The organism is Bacteroides sp. D22 (assembly GCF_000163675.1).
GTDB lineage: Bacteria > Bacteroidota > Bacteroidia > Bacteroidales > Bacteroidaceae > Bacteroides > Bacteroides xylanisolvens.
This window is the reverse complement of record NZ_GG774807.1, coordinates 71,978-91,325: the sequence shown is the minus strand read 5'-3', so window position 1 is coordinate 91,325 and position 19,348 is coordinate 71,978. Positions and strand designations below refer to the sequence as shown.

The 19,348-nt window shown below is 42.0% G+C and carries 12 protein-coding genes; 5 read left to right on the top strand and 7 right to left on the bottom strand.

The genetic code is table 11. The features are described from left to right. Positions 1-27: 27 nt before the first annotated feature. The 5 genes from HMPREF0106_RS11665 to HMPREF0106_RS11685 all read right to left on the bottom strand — a co-directional run bounded on the left by HMPREF0106_RS11665 (position 28) and on the right by HMPREF0106_RS11685 (position 8,368). Entirely contained in the window at positions 28-2,559 is a 2,532-nt protein-coding gene (locus HMPREF0106_RS11665) for a glycoside hydrolase family 88 protein (protein WP_032851376.1), read from the bottom strand. A 200-nt stretch (positions 2,560-2,759) separates the two neighbouring features. Beyond that, positions 2,760-4,070 carry a glycoside hydrolase family 28 protein gene (locus HMPREF0106_RS11670; protein ID WP_009040103.1) on the bottom strand — a complete coding sequence of 437 codons (1,311 nt, stop codon included), beginning with the start codon at positions 4,068-4,070 and terminating at the stop codon, positions 2,760-2,762. A 295-nt stretch (positions 4,071-4,365) separates the two neighbouring features. Next, the gene (locus tag HMPREF0106_RS11675; RefSeq protein WP_009040102.1) at positions 4,366-4,800 is read right to left on the bottom strand and encodes a hypothetical protein; all 435 of its coding nucleotides are present in this window, start codon (positions 4,798-4,800) and stop codon (positions 4,366-4,368) included. A 46-nt stretch (positions 4,801-4,846) separates the two neighbouring features. Further along, positions 4,847-6,391, bottom strand: coding sequence for a right-handed parallel beta-helix repeat-containing protein (locus tag HMPREF0106_RS11680; protein ID WP_032851374.1), 1,545 nt, complete (start codon positions 6,389-6,391; stop codon positions 4,847-4,849). A 513-nt stretch (positions 6,392-6,904) separates the two neighbouring features. After that, on the bottom strand, positions 6,905-8,368 hold the full coding sequence (locus tag HMPREF0106_RS11685) for a glycoside hydrolase family 28 protein (RefSeq protein WP_009040100.1): 1,464 nt from the start codon (positions 8,366-8,368) through the stop codon (positions 6,905-6,907). Positions 8,369-8,588: 220 nt separating this feature from the next. Between HMPREF0106_RS11685 and HMPREF0106_RS11690 the strand changes: the two genes are divergently transcribed. The 5 genes from HMPREF0106_RS11690 (at position 8,589) to HMPREF0106_RS11710 (ending at position 14,512) form a co-directional block, all read left to right on the top strand. Beyond that, entirely contained in the window at positions 8,589-10,490 is a 1,902-nt protein-coding gene (locus tag HMPREF0106_RS11690; RefSeq protein WP_004308504.1) for a rhamnogalacturonan lyase, read from the top strand. Positions 10,491-10,504: 14 nt separating this feature from the next. Next, entirely contained in the window at positions 10,505-13,468 is a 2,964-nt protein-coding gene (locus tag HMPREF0106_RS11695; RefSeq protein WP_004308503.1) for a glycoside hydrolase family 2 protein, read from the top strand. Positions 13,469-13,539: 71 nt separating this feature from the next. Continuing rightward, positions 13,540-13,788: a DUF3791 domain-containing protein gene (locus HMPREF0106_RS11700; RefSeq protein ID WP_004308502.1), complete on the top strand. Its 249-nt coding sequence runs from the start codon at positions 13,540-13,542 to the stop codon at positions 13,786-13,788. After that, positions 13,785-14,309: a DUF3990 domain-containing protein gene (locus tag HMPREF0106_RS11705; RefSeq protein ID WP_004308501.1), complete on the top strand. Its 525-nt coding sequence runs from the start codon at positions 13,785-13,787 to the stop codon at positions 14,307-14,309. Before HMPREF0106_RS11700 ends, HMPREF0106_RS11705 begins: the two co-directional genes overlap by 4 nt. Beyond that, positions 14,306-14,512, top strand: a complete 207-nt coding sequence (locus HMPREF0106_RS11710; protein ID WP_004308500.1) for a DUF3791 domain-containing protein — start codon at positions 14,306-14,308, stop codon at positions 14,510-14,512. The genes HMPREF0106_RS11705 and HMPREF0106_RS11710 overlap by 4 nt, the downstream gene beginning before the upstream one ends. Positions 14,513-14,582: 70 nt before the next feature. On the opposite strand, the gene HMPREF0106_RS11715 is transcribed toward HMPREF0106_RS11710, so the two are convergent. Together HMPREF0106_RS11715 and rhaM are read right to left on the bottom strand one after the other, a co-directional pair. Next, a complete protein-coding gene (locus HMPREF0106_RS11715) occupies positions 14,583-18,875 on the bottom strand; it encodes a two-component regulator propeller domain-containing protein (protein ID WP_009040099.1) in 4,293 nt (1,430 codons plus the stop codon). A 152-nt stretch (positions 18,876-19,027) separates the two neighbouring features. Further along, positions 19,028-19,342: an L-rhamnose mutarotase gene (rhaM, locus tag HMPREF0106_RS11720; protein ID WP_008642234.1), complete on the bottom strand. Its 315-nt coding sequence runs from the start codon at positions 19,340-19,342 to the stop codon at positions 19,028-19,030. Positions 19,343-19,348 lie beyond the last annotated feature (6 nt).

Genomic DNA, 19,348 nt, shown 5'->3' with positions numbered 1-19,348 from the left:
AAATCTCTTATTATTTCTATTTCTATATTATTTGTTCAGTTCAATACATCCCATAATGAAAGGTCCTGTTGCTTTAGCATCATTATCTCTCATTTTCTCTCCTATATAATACTCGAAACTGCCGTCACGGTAAGGCTTACCGCCTAATCCACCCACTTGGCAACATCTTGTCAATGTCAATGTTCCGTCCGAATTTGAGATTAGCAGTTTATTGCACAGCCCTTTAAAGGCCTTTTCTGCAATAGCACGATACTGACTATCAATATATCCTTTATTCACAGCTTTCATATAGGCATACATACATTGTGTCGTAACAGAAGCTTCCGGGAAATTACCGGTACGTGAAGGTTGGTCAATTACTTGATACCACAAGCCATTTTTATCTTGGTATTTTGAAAGAGTTTCTGCTAATTCCTTCGTCCATTTAATCATATCAGCATAGCCTGAATGATCTTGGGGAATATATTCCAAAGCATCTACCAAAGCCATAAACCACCAACCGATACTACGTCCCCAGAAATTAGGAGAATGGCCAGTTTCCGGATCAGCCCAGCGCTGGCTCCGGTCCTCATTCCATGCATGATAATAAAGTCCCGTCTTGGTATCGTATGTATGCTGATGGCAGAGAGTGAACTGTTTAACAGCCTCATCAATCCATTCCGGACGATTAAATTCAGCTCCATATCGAGCCATAAAAGGAGAAGCCATATACAATCCATCCAACCACATCTGATTAGGGTATATTTTCTTATGCCAGAAACCTCCATCTGTTGTACGAGGTTGCTTTTTCAGCTGATCTATCAAATTCTCGATAGCCAATTTATATTTCTCCTTTTTGGTTTCATTGTACAAATCAAACAGAACTTTTCCGGAGTTGATATAATCCAAATTATAGGTTTCTTTCTTATATAAATGAATCTCTCCTTTGTCGTCTACCAAAGAATCAGCCCATGCCTCTACATAATCAAAGTACCTACGGTCTCCTGTTTTCTTCCAAACTTGTAACATCGCACAACAACCTACTCCTTGCGCATAACCAAAATACAGGCGTTTTCCATGATCCAGTTGCCAAGCTTCCGGGAAACGACGAATTTCCGAATCGGCAAACAGACGATAATAAGTGTCGGGAGCAAAAGTATCTGTACGGAAAGGAACTGCCGGAAGTCCGGCTTTATTAAACAGATTCACTTTAAAGAAAGTCCCATAACCGTAGCGTACAGCTACAGGTGCAGAGACATAAGTTGAAGAAAGTGTTATCGAACTTCCATCAATCACAGCATCAGCCGGATAAAACCGCGCATCATTGCCGGCAATAAAAAATCCTTTTACCGGTTCATTGCCGGGTGTTTGCAAACCACCTTCCGCAAATTCAAAATCTAATGTAATTTCTCCCCCATTCACTTTCATTGATTTGTAGAGAGGTCCTGAATAAACAATCTTTTTACCATATTGCTTTGCTAATGCCCAAGCTGCCAGCCGTTCGCCCGGTGCAACTTTATTTCGTGGATGTATATCGGTAGAATCGGCTGCATCCGTCACTACTGCCATACCAATGTTTTCAAGTCCACTTAACCATGTTTTTAATTGTGCTTCACGAATACCTGCCGGTTGTTTGTAATGTGGTGCAATCTGTACAAAATAGAAAGGCATATCCGGTTGATTCCATTCTTTCCGCCAACTATTTATCAAGTTAGTAAATACTTCCTGATATTTCTCATAACGAACAGAGTTGGATTCTCCCTGATACCAGATATTTCCTTTCACTGTATACCCTAGTATAGGAGCAATCATACCATTCCACAAAGTAGCCGGAACCTTGCACTTATCTTTTTCCCTACTCACCTTTTCTTTTGAATACTGTTTTAAGACATCAGCATACAGTGGATTGTTTTCCATCACTTTCATACTTGTCCAAGATTCAGCATGTGTTCCTCCCCAAGTAGACTGAATTAATCCAACCGGTGTACTCAATTCTTTATATAATTTACGTCCAAAGACAAATCCTACAGCAGAAAAGTCTTTCAGATTCTCCGGATTACAAACCACCCACTTTCCAACGCAATCTTCTTTTTCACCATCAGGTGCCAATTGATGCTCTACATGAAACAGGCGGATTTCCGGGAAATCAGCATCTTTCATTTCTTCCGCTTCATTCAACATTCCTGTTTTCCATTTCACTTGCGGATTACGAGCTACGGGAAATTCCATATTCGACTGTCCCGTACAAAGCCAGACTTCACCTATTAATATATTATTGATCCGGATCTTATTATCACCTTTCAACATTACAGATTGTCCGGAAGTAGCAGCCGGTGTTTGTATCATCAATTCCCAATGACCGTTTTCTAAAGCAGTCACCTTGTATTTCTTATGATCCCATGAAGTCTTTACCAAAATCTTTTCTCCGGGACGTGCTTTTCCCCAGAAACGTACTTTCGCATTTTGCTGAAGTACCATATTATCTGATAATATAGAAGGAAGTTGTATATCTGCATGAATACCTATTGGAAAGAAACAGACCAATAACCACAGACAAAAAATAATTCTACAGAATTTCATTGTATTTTATAGTTTTAGATTCAATATTTTACTGAATAAGCACATGTCAAAGATACCGCATTACATGGTAGAGTTAAAGAAAAGGAATATGGAGAATTCGACTTTCTTATGTAAATTCATATGTGTACAGCCCATCACACGCCTATTTTGTACGATTTTACAGGCTATGTACGATTTTCCAGTCTTTCTACCATTCTTTTTTAATTCACTTTATTTATCTCAACCTTTCTCATAACCAATGCATCAATAATATTTTCATCTATCTTCACATCTTTTTTAGCCGTAATAGTCAAATTGTCAAAACAGAAATTGGATAATTTATATTGTTTTGATTTCTCTACAGCAAAAAAGGAATCACAATCCAGATGAATATTGCGCATTGTAATATAGCTGGAATACGAGACTGGCATATCCTTGCGATCTTTCAAATCATAAAACTGTGTCCAAGGAGCAATAAAGATACAATTGCGAACATTTCCTTTTATGTCTTCAACGAGGATGTACTTATATTGTTGGGGAGTATCCGGACGCATTTTCAACCACAACAGGCGTTTAGCCTGATCCAGATTGCAGCGTCGAAGAATTATATTATGATTATATATCGATTCGCTACCGCAAGTCAGCACTCCGTGACAGAATCCAAAAGTACAGTCTTCAATGATAATATCACAATTGCCACCATTATCGGGATTTTGATCAGCCCATGGTCCTTTGCCGCCTTTTAATGCAATTGCGTCATCATTAACCGACATATAGCATCCCTTGACAAGTACATTTTTACATGCATCAATATCGATTGCATCCGTACTTGGAGCCTTTACGGGAGAAGAAGGTGAAAAGATATGCAAATCCAAAAGTTTTACGCTATCACATTTATAAATGTGAGTTGTCCAAAACGGAGAATTAACAAGTCGCACATCTGAAACTTGTACATTATTGCTATGAGATATATGAAGTAGACGAGGACGCAATTCATCCATATTAGTACATTTAGGGATAACACTACGCCGTAACCAGAATGACTTCCAATATCGTTCACCGTTTCCATCAACTTTTCCTTTTCCGGAAAGGGTGAAACCATCTACCTTATCAACATTAATCAAAGCTGAAAAGTACTTTAGGTTCTGTCCCTCCATCCGTGTTTCTATTACAGGAAAGTTGCTAATATCGTCACTACCTTTCAATACAGCCTTCTTTTCCAGATGCAAGTGTGTTCCCGGCTTAAAGAAAAGCGCACCACTAAGATAAGTACCTTCAGGTATAACAACGACTCCGCCTCCATTATTGGACGCCAAATCTATAACAGCCTGAATTTTCTCTGTCTGTAATAGTGTACTATCATTCACTACTCCATAGTCGGTAATCAAGAAATTCTTTCCTAATCCATTTATATTAGTTTTTTCATTTTTGTAAAACCAATCCGGTATAATTTTACCATCGGGAAATTTTTCCTGACTAAACAGTTGCAGACTACAACATGTTGCTACTATTAAAAATGCTGACTTTATCATTTTCTATATCTCGTTACTTTTTTTGCAAAAGTACCGCATGTTTCCATTTGCCCCAAAGCAAAGGATATGGAGATATTGATTTTCTTATGGAGTTCTATGCAAAAGATTCAAATACTACTTATCTATATACAATATTCCATATTCAAACTTATTTTTGTACATACATCGAATTAAAATAAAACGCTCTCCACAGTATCAAAAAAAAGCGCATCCTCTTTATAGAAGAAGACACGCTACGAATAGAGTTAAGTTTTTCTTATATCATTTATTCCGGGATGAACAATCCGGTAGACTATTATTTTGTAAACACAATCTCTCCTTTACGTCCGCCACCACGAAGAAAGATTTCATAAGTATTATTACCTGATTCTTTTATTTCCAACAGATCCAAATCCGTATTTTTTGTTTGTTCTCCGCGTATAACTGTTTTTAATACCCCGCCTGTTTTCCGCCCAGTTGAAAGTCCTCCTTTCCAAGTGAGTATATATTGTTTTCCTTCTGTTAGATTAGTTATTGCTACTTTTTCTGTAGCCAAAGTCATGCACCAATTATTGGGCTGTTCAAGTTCAACCGCAATATCCCAGGTGAAATGAGGAGTTCCGGTTATACCCGTTTCTTCCGTAATAACATCTTCCTTGCTACATGATGCGATAAGCACACAAAGCAACAGGAAAAGCATTGCTTTCCTAAATATATCCAATGGTCTGTTTATTATCATTTTTCTATTCATATTCTCTTTATTTTATGAATCGGTTTCATAATTCTACATTTCTGCGTTACCTTATCACTTTCAATTTAGTTACGCCACCATTATCTGTTGTCGCCTTCAAATCAATTTCTCCCTTATAGGCCGATAAATCCACTTGTCTATCAGAGAAAGAGACTGCCTTACCATTAATATAGAAGTACACAAATGCTTCTGCGCCATGACCTACTATCTTTGCCACATTTCCCTCAACAAGTATTGCCGCATCTTCCAGCCAATCATAGTTAGTATCTTCACCGCCCCCGGTAAGAAAACAACCCATTCCGGCATTATATAATTTACTATTCGTCTTCAGCCGCAAAAATTCTACATAAGGAAGACTTCCGTCTGACTTACGAGACAAGGTAAGCTGGGAAGCATCCAAACTAACAAAATCATCATCCGTCACAGCCATGTCTACCGGAAGAAAAGAGTTGTTTGCTATTTCACATTCCGCTTGATTAACGTCTATGATATGTTTTCCCGAAGACCTCGGTGTATGTGACAAGTTATTCATTATAATATGACCATATCCCGGCACATCAACCGCTTCCGACGCAGTCTTCCTGTTCAACATACAGAAATTGGACGGGTTCTGATAACCCGTATTATTATACCACGCTATCCCTCCTAAATGATGATTGGCATAAAACCCCTTATTCTTATTCATATAAGCAAGGCAGTACTGAACAATGTGCATAGGAATCACACTTGGTGCTTTAGGATTATCACTCATCCCATATCCCCCGGACTTAAACCCGGTGCCGTCACCAGCTTTACCCCCGTCTTTCGTATATCCATTCAAGAAAGACCAACAGTTATCAATGGTAAAAACCGCCTGGCAGTTAATCAAATCAAAACCATCATCACTGTTATACCACGCACGACACCCCCGGAATACATTGCCCGTATATTGGGGAGAAGTGAGATGTCCACCGAATCCATCTACATTTCCACCTTTACCGCCATCGGATACAGGATCATAATTATTATAGGCATCGCAATTCAGCACCAGATTGTTCTTACCCGTCACTATATAGAAGCCGATCGCCATACCGTCATGCATCGACAGATGTTCGTATATATTATCACTTCCCCCTTCATTGCGAAAACATTCGGACTGGGTATGTCCCACAATAGTAACTTGTGTTCCCACCACCTCTATATTTCTGAAATGCAAATAAGAGCCGCTTACATAAAATACAATAACACGTTCATTTTCCGGCTTTACCGCCGAAAGGTCAAAAACCGGACGCTCATTTTTATAACCGGAGTAACAAATTCGTTTGTCCGGTCCAGTTCCACTCTTTGACATTTTAAACACCCGGCTCCAAGTAGTACTTCCCGCAGTATAATGTTCCATTATCTCTGCTTCCGTCACTCGATATGTACCTTGCCGGATATATACAGTATCTCCTGCCATCACTTTTGATTGTGCTTTGCCCAACGTGGCAAAAGGCTTATCAATCGTCCCACTGTTTGAATCGCTTCCATTAGTAGCCACAAAATAATTCGTAGCCGAAAGAGAAAAGAGGAAACATCCTATAAAAAAAAGAAGAAGGCTAATGCGTTTCATGGTATATCAAGTATTATGTAGCAGCAAAGCTACTGTTTTTTATACCATAAGAGCTGTAATATCGTACGCAAAGAATAGAATTTTGTGACAACGACGTCTATATCATTTACTTTTCATAACATATCCAAGATAAAGCATAATTTATCTTGAACCAAAAAAGAAAAAAGATGACTCTTCTTTCATAATCTTCGTCAACGCTCTTAATAAACTATTGAAGAGTTTATTATAAACGGTATCCAAGTTTATTATAAACGATGAATCTCCGAATTAAGGATATAACCGTGATTTTTCGCAACAAAAAAGGCTGCAAATCCCATAAAGATTCGCAGCCTTTAGCTCATACAGAAACTCTCACAGCTTAACTACTGTAAGGACTCCCTGATATATTGTCATCATATTGTACTAGTTTCTTTTTCATTCTTTTTAATCAAACCTTTTATCCATTGATATTCACACCTACAAATATACAACATAAAAAAGGCTTTGTCAAGAGCTTCCTGCCTATAAGGAGAATTATTTGTAATTAATCTCAATCTTACTATCTATATTATCCGTTTGCCGCAATCGGCTTTTATCTTTTACCGTCAAATGAATATCCTGTAACTGGAAATTCTTTCCATAAGTTATCTTTCCGACAGATTCCACCTCGGCATTAATGTTAGACAGATAAAAATTCTCGATGCGATGACTTGCGTTCCATCCCGAAGCGGAAATAAAACGTTTTGCTCCATCTGCTTTTACGTGAGAGAAATACACATTACGAAAATGAGGATACCCCTTTTCCTTCGGCTCTACCGGAGTCAACATAGTAGTCCAGTGTTCAGGAACATCTTTTCCTTCATATTCTTTCGGCAAGGCAGAATAACTATATTTCGGATTCCAGTTCAAATCGACAGACAGAATATGAGTCACACTATCAGCCTCAACACGCGTCATATAGATATTCTCGACCGTTCCGCCACGGTTCATGGATGATTTCAGACGCAATGTCGTTCCTGTGCCATACGCTATCAGATCATGAGCCAGTACATTACGAATAGAACCGGAAGTCTCACTTCCGCAAGTCAGTAACCCTGCACCTTTACGGGCAATACAGTTACGAACCACCACATTCTCCGTGGGACGATTCACACGCAGTCCGTCGGCGTCACGCCCTGCCTTAATACAAATATTATCATCGTTGCAATCCACATCACAGTTTTCTACCAGAATATTGGTAGATGAATCAATATCAATGCCATCCGTACTTGGTCCGTGACCTCCTACATTATTATTAATAGTAAGTCCGCTCACCGAACAATGATCCGAATACAAAATCTGACAAGCCCAGAATCCCGTACGCACCAACGTAAAGTCTTTCAACGTGATATGCTTGCTGTTGGAAACCAGTACTCCCCTCACCCGCTTGCAATCATAATCCACAATCCAACGCAGATTCTTCTTCTCATATTCCTCCCGCATCGCCCAATATTTATCCCAGAATACTTTTCCGCGGCAATCGATAAAACCTTCCCCCGTAAGAGCGGCATTTTCCGCATCCATTATATTGATAACGGCCGAAGGCCATGTCATTTCGATACCGGCAATGCGGGAAGGAAATTCCGGATAGTCCTGAATATTATCACTCGCAAGCAAGGTAGTACCTTTACTAAGATGCAGATTCACACCACTCTTGATAAACAAAGCACCTATTTTATAATACCCCGGGGCAACAACTACCGTACCTCCTCCCTGTTGGTGACAAGCATCAATAGCGGCCTGGATAGCAGGAGTACTGAATACGGAAGTGTCATTCCGCAACCCGAACTTTCCGGCATCCCATTCTGTGTTTTCCGGAGTCCTCTGCGCCCCCACCTGATCGGCCCACGACAAATCCGGCTCTGCAGATACACTTCCCCAATCATAAGCAGGAATCGTCTTTTTCGGAGTTGTAAAACCAATCAAGGCCAATAGTACAATAGATAAAAGATACTTCATAATTACTTCTTTTAGTTCACGTTGCAAAATTATCGCATATCATCAAAGAGGTAATGGACAGATGTACGCAAAAGATAGAATATTATATCATACGGACAATTAACTTGAAAGGGTGCACAATTGTATATAGTCTTTGTACATTTCTCCATTTCATACATCACAAAAAGGAGTAATTTTGCGAGTGAATAAATACAATAAGGTCCAAACCGATAAAACAAATATGAGAAGAATTGCAATTTATCTATTGTGCATATTCATGTTACTGCCTGTTGTAACAATGACAGCACAACCTGGTTATAACTACTCAAAGTTACAACGGGAGAAACTAAACCGCGGCGTAGTTGCCATTCGCGAAAACCCTTCAGAAGTAATCGTTTCGTGGAGGTATCTTTCTTCCGATCCGATACAAACCGGTTTCAACGTATACAGAGACGGGAAGAAATTGACAGACACTCCCATCACTGTCAGCACCCTGTTCCGTGATAAGAATAACAGTCAGAAAACGGCTGTTTACGAAGTGCGTCCTGTTCTAAAAGGAAAGGAGACGCATCACATTGACGGTACATACACATTCCCGGAAAACGCGCCTCTCGGCTATCTGGAAATTCCCCTGCAAAAACCGGCAGACGGAATAACTCCGGCAGGTGATACCTACACGTACAGTCCCAATGATGCTTCCATCGGTGACGTAGACGGTGACGGCGAATACGAAATTATCCTCAAATGGGATCCCAGCAATTCACACGACAATGCACACGAAGGTTATACAGGCGAAGTATACATCGATTGTTACCGAATGAACGGAGAACAACTATGGCGTATCAACTTGGGTAAAAACATACGTGCAGGAGCTCATTATACTCAATTCATGGTGTACGATCTGGATGGTGACGGCAAAGCGGAAGTAGTGATGCGGACTGCCGACGGAACAGTGGACGGAAAAGGAAAAGTAATTGGAAATGCTGATGCAGACTATCGCGAAGCCGGTACTTTTGACCCAAGCAGGAATCAAATGATGAAGCAAGGACGTATTCTGAAAGGCAAAGAATACCTGACTGTTTTTTCAGGAGACACCGGTGAAGCCTTACATACCATCGACTATATCCCTGCCCGCGGCAACGTTGCCGACTGGGGAGACGCAAAAGGTAACCGAAGCGACCGCTTCCTGGCTTGTGTAGCCTATCTTGACGGAGTACACCCAAGTGTTGTCATGTGCCGAGGCTACTACACACGCACCGTTCTGGCGGCCTTCGACTGGAACGGAAAAGAACTGAAGAACCGATGGGTATTCGACAGCAACCATCCCGGATGCGAGCAGTACGCCGGACAAGGAAACCACAATCTGCGTGTAGGCGATGTGGATGGTGACGGATGCGACGAAATCATTTACGGTTCCTGTGCTATCGACCACAACGGCAAAGGACTTTATTCTACCCGAATGGGACATGGAGACGCCATCCACCTGACACATTTTGACCCTTCCCGTAAAGGTCTGCAAGTATGGGACTGCCACGAAAACAAACGTGACGGAAGTACGTACAGAGATGCCGCCACCGGAGAAGTGTTATTACAGATAAAAAGCAATACCGATGTAGGACGTTGTATGGCCGCCGACATTGACCCGACTCATCCGGGTGTGGAAATGTGGTCAGGAGATTCACAAGGAATTCGAAACGTAAAAGGAGAAATCATAGCCCCTAAAATGAGAAATATGCCGACCAATATGGCTGTCTGGTGGGATGGAGACCTATTACGCGAACTATTGGATAGAAACATGATTATTAAATACGACTGGGAAAACAAAAAGTTTGTTCCGCTTGTCAAATTCACAGGAACTCTTTTCAACAATGGAACGAAATCGAATCCTTGTCTCCAAGGTGACATTATAGGCGATTGGCGGGAAGAAGTACTCGTACGCTCCGAGAACAACGCTGCTCTCCGGCTCTACGTTTCGACTATTCCGACCGAATACAGATTCCACACCTTCCTTGAAGAACCGATATACAGAATCAGTATCGCTACCCAAAATGTAGGCTATAACCAGCCAACACAACCGGGATTCTATTTCGGACCGGACCTTATAAAAATGAAAGGTACTTTCAGAGGATATCAATTCAAGTAAGTTAAGAGACTATCATGAAACACAAATTATTTCTTTTCACATTTCTCCTGGCTATACTGTCCGCCATTAATATACAGGCATCCGAACGCAAAAAATACAATTTCAACAGCGAATGGAAGCTGCGGATAGGAGACTTTCCTAAAGCCAAAGATACAAAATTCGACGACAGTAAATGGAAACAAGTAACTTTGCCCCATGCCTTCAATGAAGATGAAGCATTCAAACTTTCCATTGAACAATTGACAGATACAGTGGTATGGTATCGCAAGAGTTTCCAGATTCCGGAACTGAAAAGTAATCAGAAAGTATTCGTCGAATTTGAAGGAGTACGCCAACGCGGAGACTTCTATCTTAACGGACATTATCTAGGCAGACACGAAAACGGTGTTATGGCGGTAGGGTTCGACCTGACTCCACATATCAAAGAGGGTGAGAACGTGATTGCCGTTCGCACCGACAACGACTGGATGTACAGAGAAGAAGGAACTAACTCTAAGTTCCAGTGGAACGACCGCAATTTCAATGCCAACTATGGCGGTATTCCTAAAAACGTCTTCTTGTACGTTACTGATAATGTATATCAGACTCTTCCCCTATATAGCAACCTGAAAACGACAGGCGTATACGTCTATGCCCAAGACTTCGACATCCAAGGACGCAAAGCTACGATTCATGCCGAATCGGAAGTCAGAAATGACAGTAAAGCTACCCGGCAATTCAGCTATCAGGTGACTATACTTGATGCCGACGGCAAACTAATGAAAACTTTCCAAGGTGATAAAGTGACTTTGAAAGCCGGAGAGACTAAGACGGTAAAAGCATCTGCCATCCTTCATAATCTTCACTTCTGGAGTTGGGGATATGGTTACTTGTATACGGTAAAAACCGCTTTGAAAGATGATAATAATCAGATATTCGACGAAGTCAGTACCCGCACCGGCTTCCGCAAGACCCGCTTCGCGGAAGGAAAGATATGGTTGAACGACCGTGTTATCCAAATGAAAGGGTATGCACAGCGCACCAGCAACGAATGGCCGGCAGTAGGTCTGTCCGTACCTGCCTGGTTGAGCGATTTTTCTAATGACCTGATGGTGAAAGGAAACGCGAATCTGGTTCGCTGGATGCACGCTACTCCGTGGAAACAGGATGTAGAATCCTGCGACCGTGTAGGTCTGATACAGGCAATGCCTGCCGGAGATGCAGAAAAAGACCGTGAAGGACGTCAATGGGAACAACGGGTGGAGTTGATGCGAGACGCGATTATCTACAACCGTAATAATCCGAGTATCCTGTTCTACGAATGTGGCAACAAAGCCATCAGCCGCGAACACATGATAGAAATGAAAGCTGTCCGCGACAAATACGACCCGTTCGGCGGACGTGCCATCGGATCACGTGAAATGTTGGATATCCGCGAAGCGGAATACGGTGGCGAAATGCTGTACATCAACAGAAGCGAACATCATCCGATGTGGGCGACCGAATATTGCCGCGACGAAGGTTTAAGAAAGTACTGGGATGAATATAGCTATCCTTTCCACAAAGAAGGTGACGGACCACTTTATAAAGGACAACCGGCCACTGACTATAACCGCAACCAAGATGAACTTGCCATCACCATGATAGCCCGCTGGTATGATTATTGGCGTGAGCGTCCCGGAACGGGTAACAGAGTCAGCTCCGGCGGTACTAAAATTATCTTCTCCGACACCAATACCCACTACCGGGGTGCGGAAAACTACCGAAGAAGTGGAGTGACGGACGCGATGCGTATCGAAAAAGATGCTTTCTACGCACATCAGGTAATGTGGGACGGATGGGTAGATACGGAAAAAGACCAGACCTACATCATCGGACACTGGAACTATCCGGATAATACGGTAAAACCTGTGCAGGTAGTATCTACCGGAGAAGAGGTGGAGCTTTTCCTGAATGGTAACTCCCTGGGTAAAGGCAAACGCCAATACAATTTTCTCTTTACTTTCGACAACGTAGCCTTCAAACCGGGCAAACTGGAAGCTGTCAGCTACAATAAAGCAGGGAAAGAAATCAGTCGTTATGCTGTAAATACAGCCGGTGAACCTGCCAGTCTGAAACTTACCGCTATCCAAAACCCCGAAGGCTTTCATGCAGACGGTGCGGATATGACATTGATACAGGTGGAAGTGGTAGATAAAGACGGACAACGTTGTCCGTTGGACAACCGCACTATTCAGTTCACACTCAAGGGTCAGGCGGAATGGCGCGGAGGTATTGCTCAAGGTAAAAACAATCATATTCTTGATACAAACCTTCCGGTAGAATGTGGTATCAACCGCGCACTGATCCGCAGCACGACGGCTGCCGGAAAAGTAACTCTGACAGCACAGGCTAAAGGACTTCTAAGTGCCTCTCTCACATTGGAAACGGTGCCTGTAAAAGTGACCGGAGGTTTGAGTACCTATCTTCCGCAGGCCACTTTGAAAGGCAGACTGGATAGAGGAGAAACACCTTCTACCCCTTCTTACAAAGACAGCAAAAAGGGTGTACGAATCGTTTCGGCAAAAGCCGGTTCCAACAATAATGATGCTGAAAAAAGCTACGATGATATCGAACTGACCGAATGGAAGAATGACGGTAAACTAAGCACTGCATGGATTACCTATACATTGGAAAGAGATGCCGAAATAGACGATATATGCATCAAACTGCAAGGATGGCGTTCACGAAGTTACCCGCTGGAAGTATATGCCGGCAACACCTTGATTTGGAGCGGAAACACGGATAAAAGCCTGGGATATATTCATCTCAATGTAGAAAAGCCCGTACGTGCTAATACGATAACCATCCGCTTGAAAGGAAACACCAGTGACAAAGATGCTTTCGGACAGATTATCGAAGTAGAGGCTATAGCGGCCAATACAATGGAATTGGAAAAAAGCAGTAGCAAACACCAGTTGAGAATCATCGAAGTTGAGTTTCTCGAAACAATCAAATAAAAAAGTTCCGGCAATGTTGTTTATTTGCCTGCCATCAAGTATCTTTGTTCATAAACTGAATTTTAACGCTTATGTGTAAACAACCGGATATCCTAGAAAGTGAAAAGATTCACTTTGCAGTCATGGCAATAGAAGCTGGAGCACGCGAAATGGGAATTTCTCCTATGGAAATGCGCCGACGTTTAGAGAAAATGAATCTAATCAAACGTCTTCTACTGGACAATTACGAAGTGATGCACACACAAAGTCTAAAACATGTAGGCGAGGATGTGGTCGAGGCTTTGAAGAACTGGGAGGCACAGGAGGGCGAGAAGGGATGAAAATAACACTTTATCATGGCTCCACCCTTTCTATAGAGCATCCCTTAGCCAAAGTGGGACGTGCCGATTTAGATTTCGGTAGAGGTTTTTATCTAACCTCACTACGCTCACAAGCAGAACAGTGGGCTGCCCGCGTACAACTATTACGGGCAAGTACTACTGCATGGATTAATGTATACGAATTTGATATGGATGCAGCTATAAAAGCTGGATTCAAGCTACTTCGTTTTGATGCTTACGATCAGCATTGGTTGAATTTTATTGTCGCTAGTAGGAATGGAAAACAGCCTTGGAAAGATTATGATATTATAGAAGGAGGCGTAGCAAACGATCGGGTTATTGACACCATAGAAGATTACCTTAACGACATTATCACCATAGAGCAAGCCCTCGGGCAATTGGTATATGCACAACCTAATCATCAGATATGTTTGCTCAATCAGCAACTCATTGATACATATCTACATTTTGATAATAGTTTTCCACTGGATACTATGGACAGAAAAGGAGGTAACAAATGAGAGAACAAGTACTTTGGAGAAAAATCAGTCGCATCGTCCTATTATTATCAGCCCGATTGGAGATAAGCCCGGAAAGAGCATTAAATCTGTTTTATGAAACGAATGTATGTGCCATGTTACATGACTCCCGTTACGGACTGCATCTAATGAGTGATACTTATATTATAAATGATGTATTGCGTGAATTACAAGACAAGCAGTAATTTTAGAATATATTATGATACCAAGCAAACAAAATCTCTTCTTTTCATACCGTTCCTTTTTGAATCCTTATCACTCATTTTTTTCATTTATTCCTTCATTATTCACACCACGCTGATAAACCGATGGTGCCACCCCAAACTGTGCTTTAAAGCATTTGCTGAAATAAAAAGGATCACTGATGCCTACCTTGTAAGAGACTTCCGCAACCGTTAGATTATCTTCTGACAGCAACAACTCCGCCGCTTTCTTCATTCGCACCACACGCAAATATTCATTAGGCGAATATCCTGTTACGCCGCGTAATTTCCGATAAAAAACGGTTCGTCCCAACTTCATAAGCTGCGCAAACTCATCAATAGAAAATTCCGGGCGGGCAAGATTCTGTTCGAGAATGGCAGCCAAGCGGTCTGCAAATTCTTTATCCCGTTCGGTAGTACACATAGCCGGTCGCACAATACCCGGTTCGTTGGAGAACTTCTCACGCAATTTATCACGCTGTTCGATCAAACGGAATACACGTGCCAACAGCAGTTTAACGCTGAATGGTTTGGCGATGTATGCATCCGCACCTGCCTCAATTCCTTCCAGATGCTTTTCCGGTGAGTTCAACGCGGTCAGAAGGATAATGGGAATATGACTCGTATCAAAATCTGTTTTTAGTTTCTTGGTTACTTCAAATCCGGTCATACCCGGCATCAGAACATCACAGATAATCAGGTCGGCATCATACGTACGGGCCTTTTCAAATCCGGACGTGCCGTCGGCAGCCACTTCCACTTCAAAGTATGCACCGATTTCTTCCCGTAGAAACTCACGGATGTCATTATCATCTTCAATAATCAGCACTTTCCGTTTATTCAAAGGAGCAGCCATCTTTTCCGGGTCAGGAAGCTCTTCCGAAAGCTGTAACAAATGATGTGCGTGATCATCCGCCTCTTTCAGCAATACGTTGCCCGGAACAAGGAAGTCTTTCTCCGAATACACCGTCTTATCTGTCGGAATACATACGGTAAATACAGAACCGCCACCTTCATTGTCTTTATATTCAATCGTGCCTTTATGTACCTGCACCAGTTCATGACTCAAATGTAGACCGACCCCAATACTGTCACCGGAGAAATTACTCTGCATAAACCGCTTGAACAATTCGTTCTGTTTCTCTTTAGGAATCCCCACTCCTGTATCCGAAACCTGAATTTGCAATGTTTGTTTCCCTTCGTCCACATTCACCGAAAGAATAATCGTTCCGTTGGAAGGAGTATATTTAAATGCATTTGAAAGCAGGTTATAAGTCACCTTATCCAAATTTCCTTTATCAATAAACATCTTATAAGATGGCACCGAAGGCAAGAAACGGAAGTTCATATTCTTCTGTTCCGCCACGTCGCCGAAACTCAAGAATATTTCATAAAGAAAAGCGATGACATCCGTTTCCTCTAAAGAAAGTGCCAGTTTATTATTCTGCATCTTTCTAAATTCCAATAACTGGTTGATGAGCCTCAACATACGCTGCGTGCTCTTATCCATTGTTTTCAGAGGATATATCAATTCGCGCGGAATATCCGTGACACGCTGGATTTTCTCCAAAGCTCCCTGGATTAAGGTAAGCGGCGTACGGAATTCATGAGAAATATTGGTGAAGAAGACCAGCTTATATTCAGTCAGTTGCTTCTCTACGTTAATACGGTTACGCAAACCATTAAAGTTCCGGACGATGCGGAAGGCAAAATACAAGGCTACCATCAATAACAGAACATAGCACAACATTGCCCAGGTAGTCTTCCAAAACGGTGGGACGATTACAATCTTCAGTGTAGTTTCACTGTCGTTCCATATACCCGATCCATTGCTGGACTTGACATGAAGTATGTAGGTTCCCGGATTCAGGTACTTAAAGGAGGCGAAATTCAGTGGAGAAGGAGCACTCCATCCCTGGTCGTAGTTTTCCAACCAATACATATATTTCGTATGTCCGCTATCCGAATAGTCGAAAGTGGAGAAATCTATCAGGAATGAGTTTTGAAAATATTTCAGCGTAATTTCATCCGAATAAGCAAGAGACTGTTTTAAAGGAGAATCCTCCATCTGCGGATTCATCTGGGTCCCATTGACGTACAAATCAGTGAAAACAACCGGAGAAAACGTTTCACTATCTTGTATCTTTTCAGGGTCGATCACAATTAATCCATAGTTTGTACCAAAAAGTAATTTCCCGTCTTCACGCATACAGGCACTATTCTCACTATACACATTACCTAAAGTATAGGAAGAAAAGAAATAGTTTTCAAAAGAACGGGTGGACGGGGTGAACTTGGAAATTCCATATTCAGTTGCTACCCAAAGGTTTCCTTTTCTATCTCCCAAAACAGACTGGATCACATCGTTGACCAACCCTTCGGAAGTTCCGTAATGCTCATATTTCAATGAATGATAGTCGTCCTGCGGCGTACAAAGGTTCAGTCCCGAACCGGAAGTACCAATCCACATACGTCCCTTCGTATCACGATAGATACATTTGATTTCATTACTGCAGAATTTTCCGTTTGTATAACTGAAGAGATGATAATTATCACCATCCGCAATCAGTGAGTCCGGATGAAAGATACAAATCCCCTCACTGGTTCCTACCCAGACCATTCCGTTTTCATCTTCTTCTATCACACGCACCATCCTCATTCCGAACGTTTTCTGGAAGAAATGCCGGAATTTATATTTCCCGTCAGAAGTAGGTTCAGCCAATTCGAGCCCTCCACCGAATGTACCCACCCACATACGGTCTTTGCGATCGCGATAAATAGCAAAAACGTTATTATCCGACAATGAAGTCGGGTCGGACGGGGTATTATAATACCAGGTATCTCCCACCTTCAATCCATTACCACGGGTTCCAGTCCACATCCGTCCCTGGCGATCTTCAGCGATCGCATAAATATTGGAATGAAAATATTGATTCGTCATTTTCGACTGAAGATTTGCGTCAAAGGTATAAAGTCCGCCTTTACGCGTACCTACCCAAATATCGCCATTAGACATCTTGGTCAACATACGGATGGTATTCGAACGGTCGAACAGTTCACGGGACTCGGGATAGATGCGGGAAGTTCCTTCATTCAACACTGAAATGCGGGATAAACCCGAATATTCCGAAGCTACCCAGATGCCACCGGCACGATCTTCCATGACATATTGCAGGAAATCCGAACTGATATGACTTTGATCGTTGATGTTGGCAACGAAATGTTCCAGTTTATCTTCGGCTGTGTTATAAGCAAAAAGCCCATTCCCATAGGTAGAAATCCAGATGATTCCGCGGGAATCATGTACGATATGATAACGTTCGAAGTCGATGTAACTGATCTTATCTTGAGGGATCAACTGGAAATCTTTACTTTCACCGGTTGCGGCAACCACATAGGTGAGGTGTCCTGTATGATTATATATCCAATAGTCTCCGTGGTTGTCGCGAATCAGTTCGCCCTTTTTAATATTCAGACGGGGGTCAGCGGCTACTTCTCCGGTCGTAAAATCATAAGTATATACTCCGGTCGTAGTCAGAATCATCCATTTATCTTTCAACAAGAAATTTCCGGTAGGCGACGTCTGCCCTGCAACGGTTGAAAGGGCAGCCAGCTTCTGCATCTTCTGCGTAGCCGAATGGTAATAATAAATATCTCCATCTGCCGTAAGGAAATACATGTCATCCTTATAAGCCAGAGAAGAAGTGAAATGAATCAACCGGTCTTCTATCCGATATTGTCCATTGGAGACAGAAACTAATCCGCATTGAGTGCCGATCCAGATACGTCCACTGGCATCTTCATTCACGAATTTCACCCGGTTGTCCGGCAGGTTTCCACGTTCTGTCCTGAATACGGTGGATGTCATTTCACCGTTTTTCTGATGCACCATACGTCGGCAACCATTGCCTTGATGTGATAACCATACGTCTCCGTTGGCTGTAACAAATACAGTAGAGTAATTCTGCCTTAACTCGCCGCAACCCGTGTAATCAACAAAACGGGCACGTTGCAAATCATAACAGCTATATAGTTCAGGTGTAGTGGAAATCCATAAAAAACCATCTTTATCTTCTGTGAGATCGTAAATCCGGTTGTCGGCCAAAGACACTTTATCTCCGGCTTCCGGACGAAAGGTCAGGAAAGAGTTGCCATCATAACGACTTAATCCGTTCAAGGTAGCCAGCCACAAAAAGCCTTTGCTATCCTGATAGATGTATCGGATAGAGTTGTTGGGAAGGCCGTCACTAGTTCTCATTTGTGTAGAACGAAGCTCTATTGCACTATAAGCATTCAGTACAAAGCTAACAAGGAAAGTGAAGACTAAAAGGTGTCTTTGCGTCATATAGATTCCAAGATTAATGATAAATGTTGGACAAAAATAATCAAGATAGTTGAGATAATAAAAGAAACACTCACAAAATAGCATGAGGAGGACACCTGTTTTCTCTACCAAGTATCCCCCTGCACAAACAATTCAACCTAATTATTAGAAAATCAATCCATGTGGAATACTTCCGGCAAAGGAATGGATATCGGTGAGTTGTCCGGATTCACTTCCATGATATCCGCCATATAGTCCCACCATTTCTGTACGATTTCCGTATTGCCTAAATCCTGCGAACCTGCTCCCCCTTCCGTTTTTTGGAAAGCAAACAGGATATTTGTTTCTTTATCCCAATAAATCGAATAGTCCGACACTCCATTCTGTGAAAGCAGTGCTTTCAGTTCGGGCCAGATGGCAGCATGTCTTTTTTCATATTCGGCTTCACATCCGGGTTTCAAATACATTTTAAATGCTTCTCGTTTCATGGTTTC

Bases quoted from the DNA above. Each gene is read 5' to 3' on its own strand.
- HMPREF0106_RS11665 (WP_032851376.1), bottom strand. From the start codon at position 2,559: ATGAAATTCTGTAGAATTATTTTTTGTCTGTGGTTATTGGTCTGTTTC.
- HMPREF0106_RS11670 (WP_009040103.1), bottom strand. From the start codon at position 4,070: ATGATAAAGTCAGCATTTTTAATAGTAGCAACATGTTGTAGTCTGCAA.
- HMPREF0106_RS11675 (WP_009040102.1), bottom strand. From the start codon at position 4,800: ATGAATAGAAAAATGATAATAAACAGACCATTGGATATATTTAGGAAA.
- HMPREF0106_RS11680 (WP_032851374.1), bottom strand. From the start codon at position 6,391: ATGAAACGCATTAGCCTTCTTCTTTTTTTTATAGGATGTTTCCTCTTT.
- HMPREF0106_RS11685 (WP_009040100.1), bottom strand. From the start codon at position 8,368: ATGAAGTATCTTTTATCTATTGTACTATTGGCCTTGATTGGTTTTACA.
- HMPREF0106_RS11690 (WP_004308504.1), top strand. From the start codon at position 8,589: ATGAGAAGAATTGCAATTTATCTATTGTGCATATTCATGTTACTGCCT.
- HMPREF0106_RS11695 (WP_004308503.1), top strand. From the start codon at position 10,505: ATGAAACACAAATTATTTCTTTTCACATTTCTCCTGGCTATACTGTCC.
- HMPREF0106_RS11700 (WP_004308502.1), top strand. From the start codon at position 13,540: ATGTGTAAACAACCGGATATCCTAGAAAGTGAAAAGATTCACTTTGCA.
- HMPREF0106_RS11705 (WP_004308501.1), top strand. From the start codon at position 13,785: ATGAAAATAACACTTTATCATGGCTCCACCCTTTCTATAGAGCATCCC.
- HMPREF0106_RS11710 (WP_004308500.1), top strand. From the start codon at position 14,306: ATGAGAGAACAAGTACTTTGGAGAAAAATCAGTCGCATCGTCCTATTA.
- HMPREF0106_RS11715 (WP_009040099.1), bottom strand. From the start codon at position 18,875: ATGACGCAAAGACACCTTTTAGTCTTCACTTTCCTTGTTAGCTTTGTA.
- rhaM (WP_008642234.1), bottom strand. From the start codon at position 19,342: ATGAAACGAGAAGCATTTAAAATGTATTTGAAACCCGGATGTGAAGCC.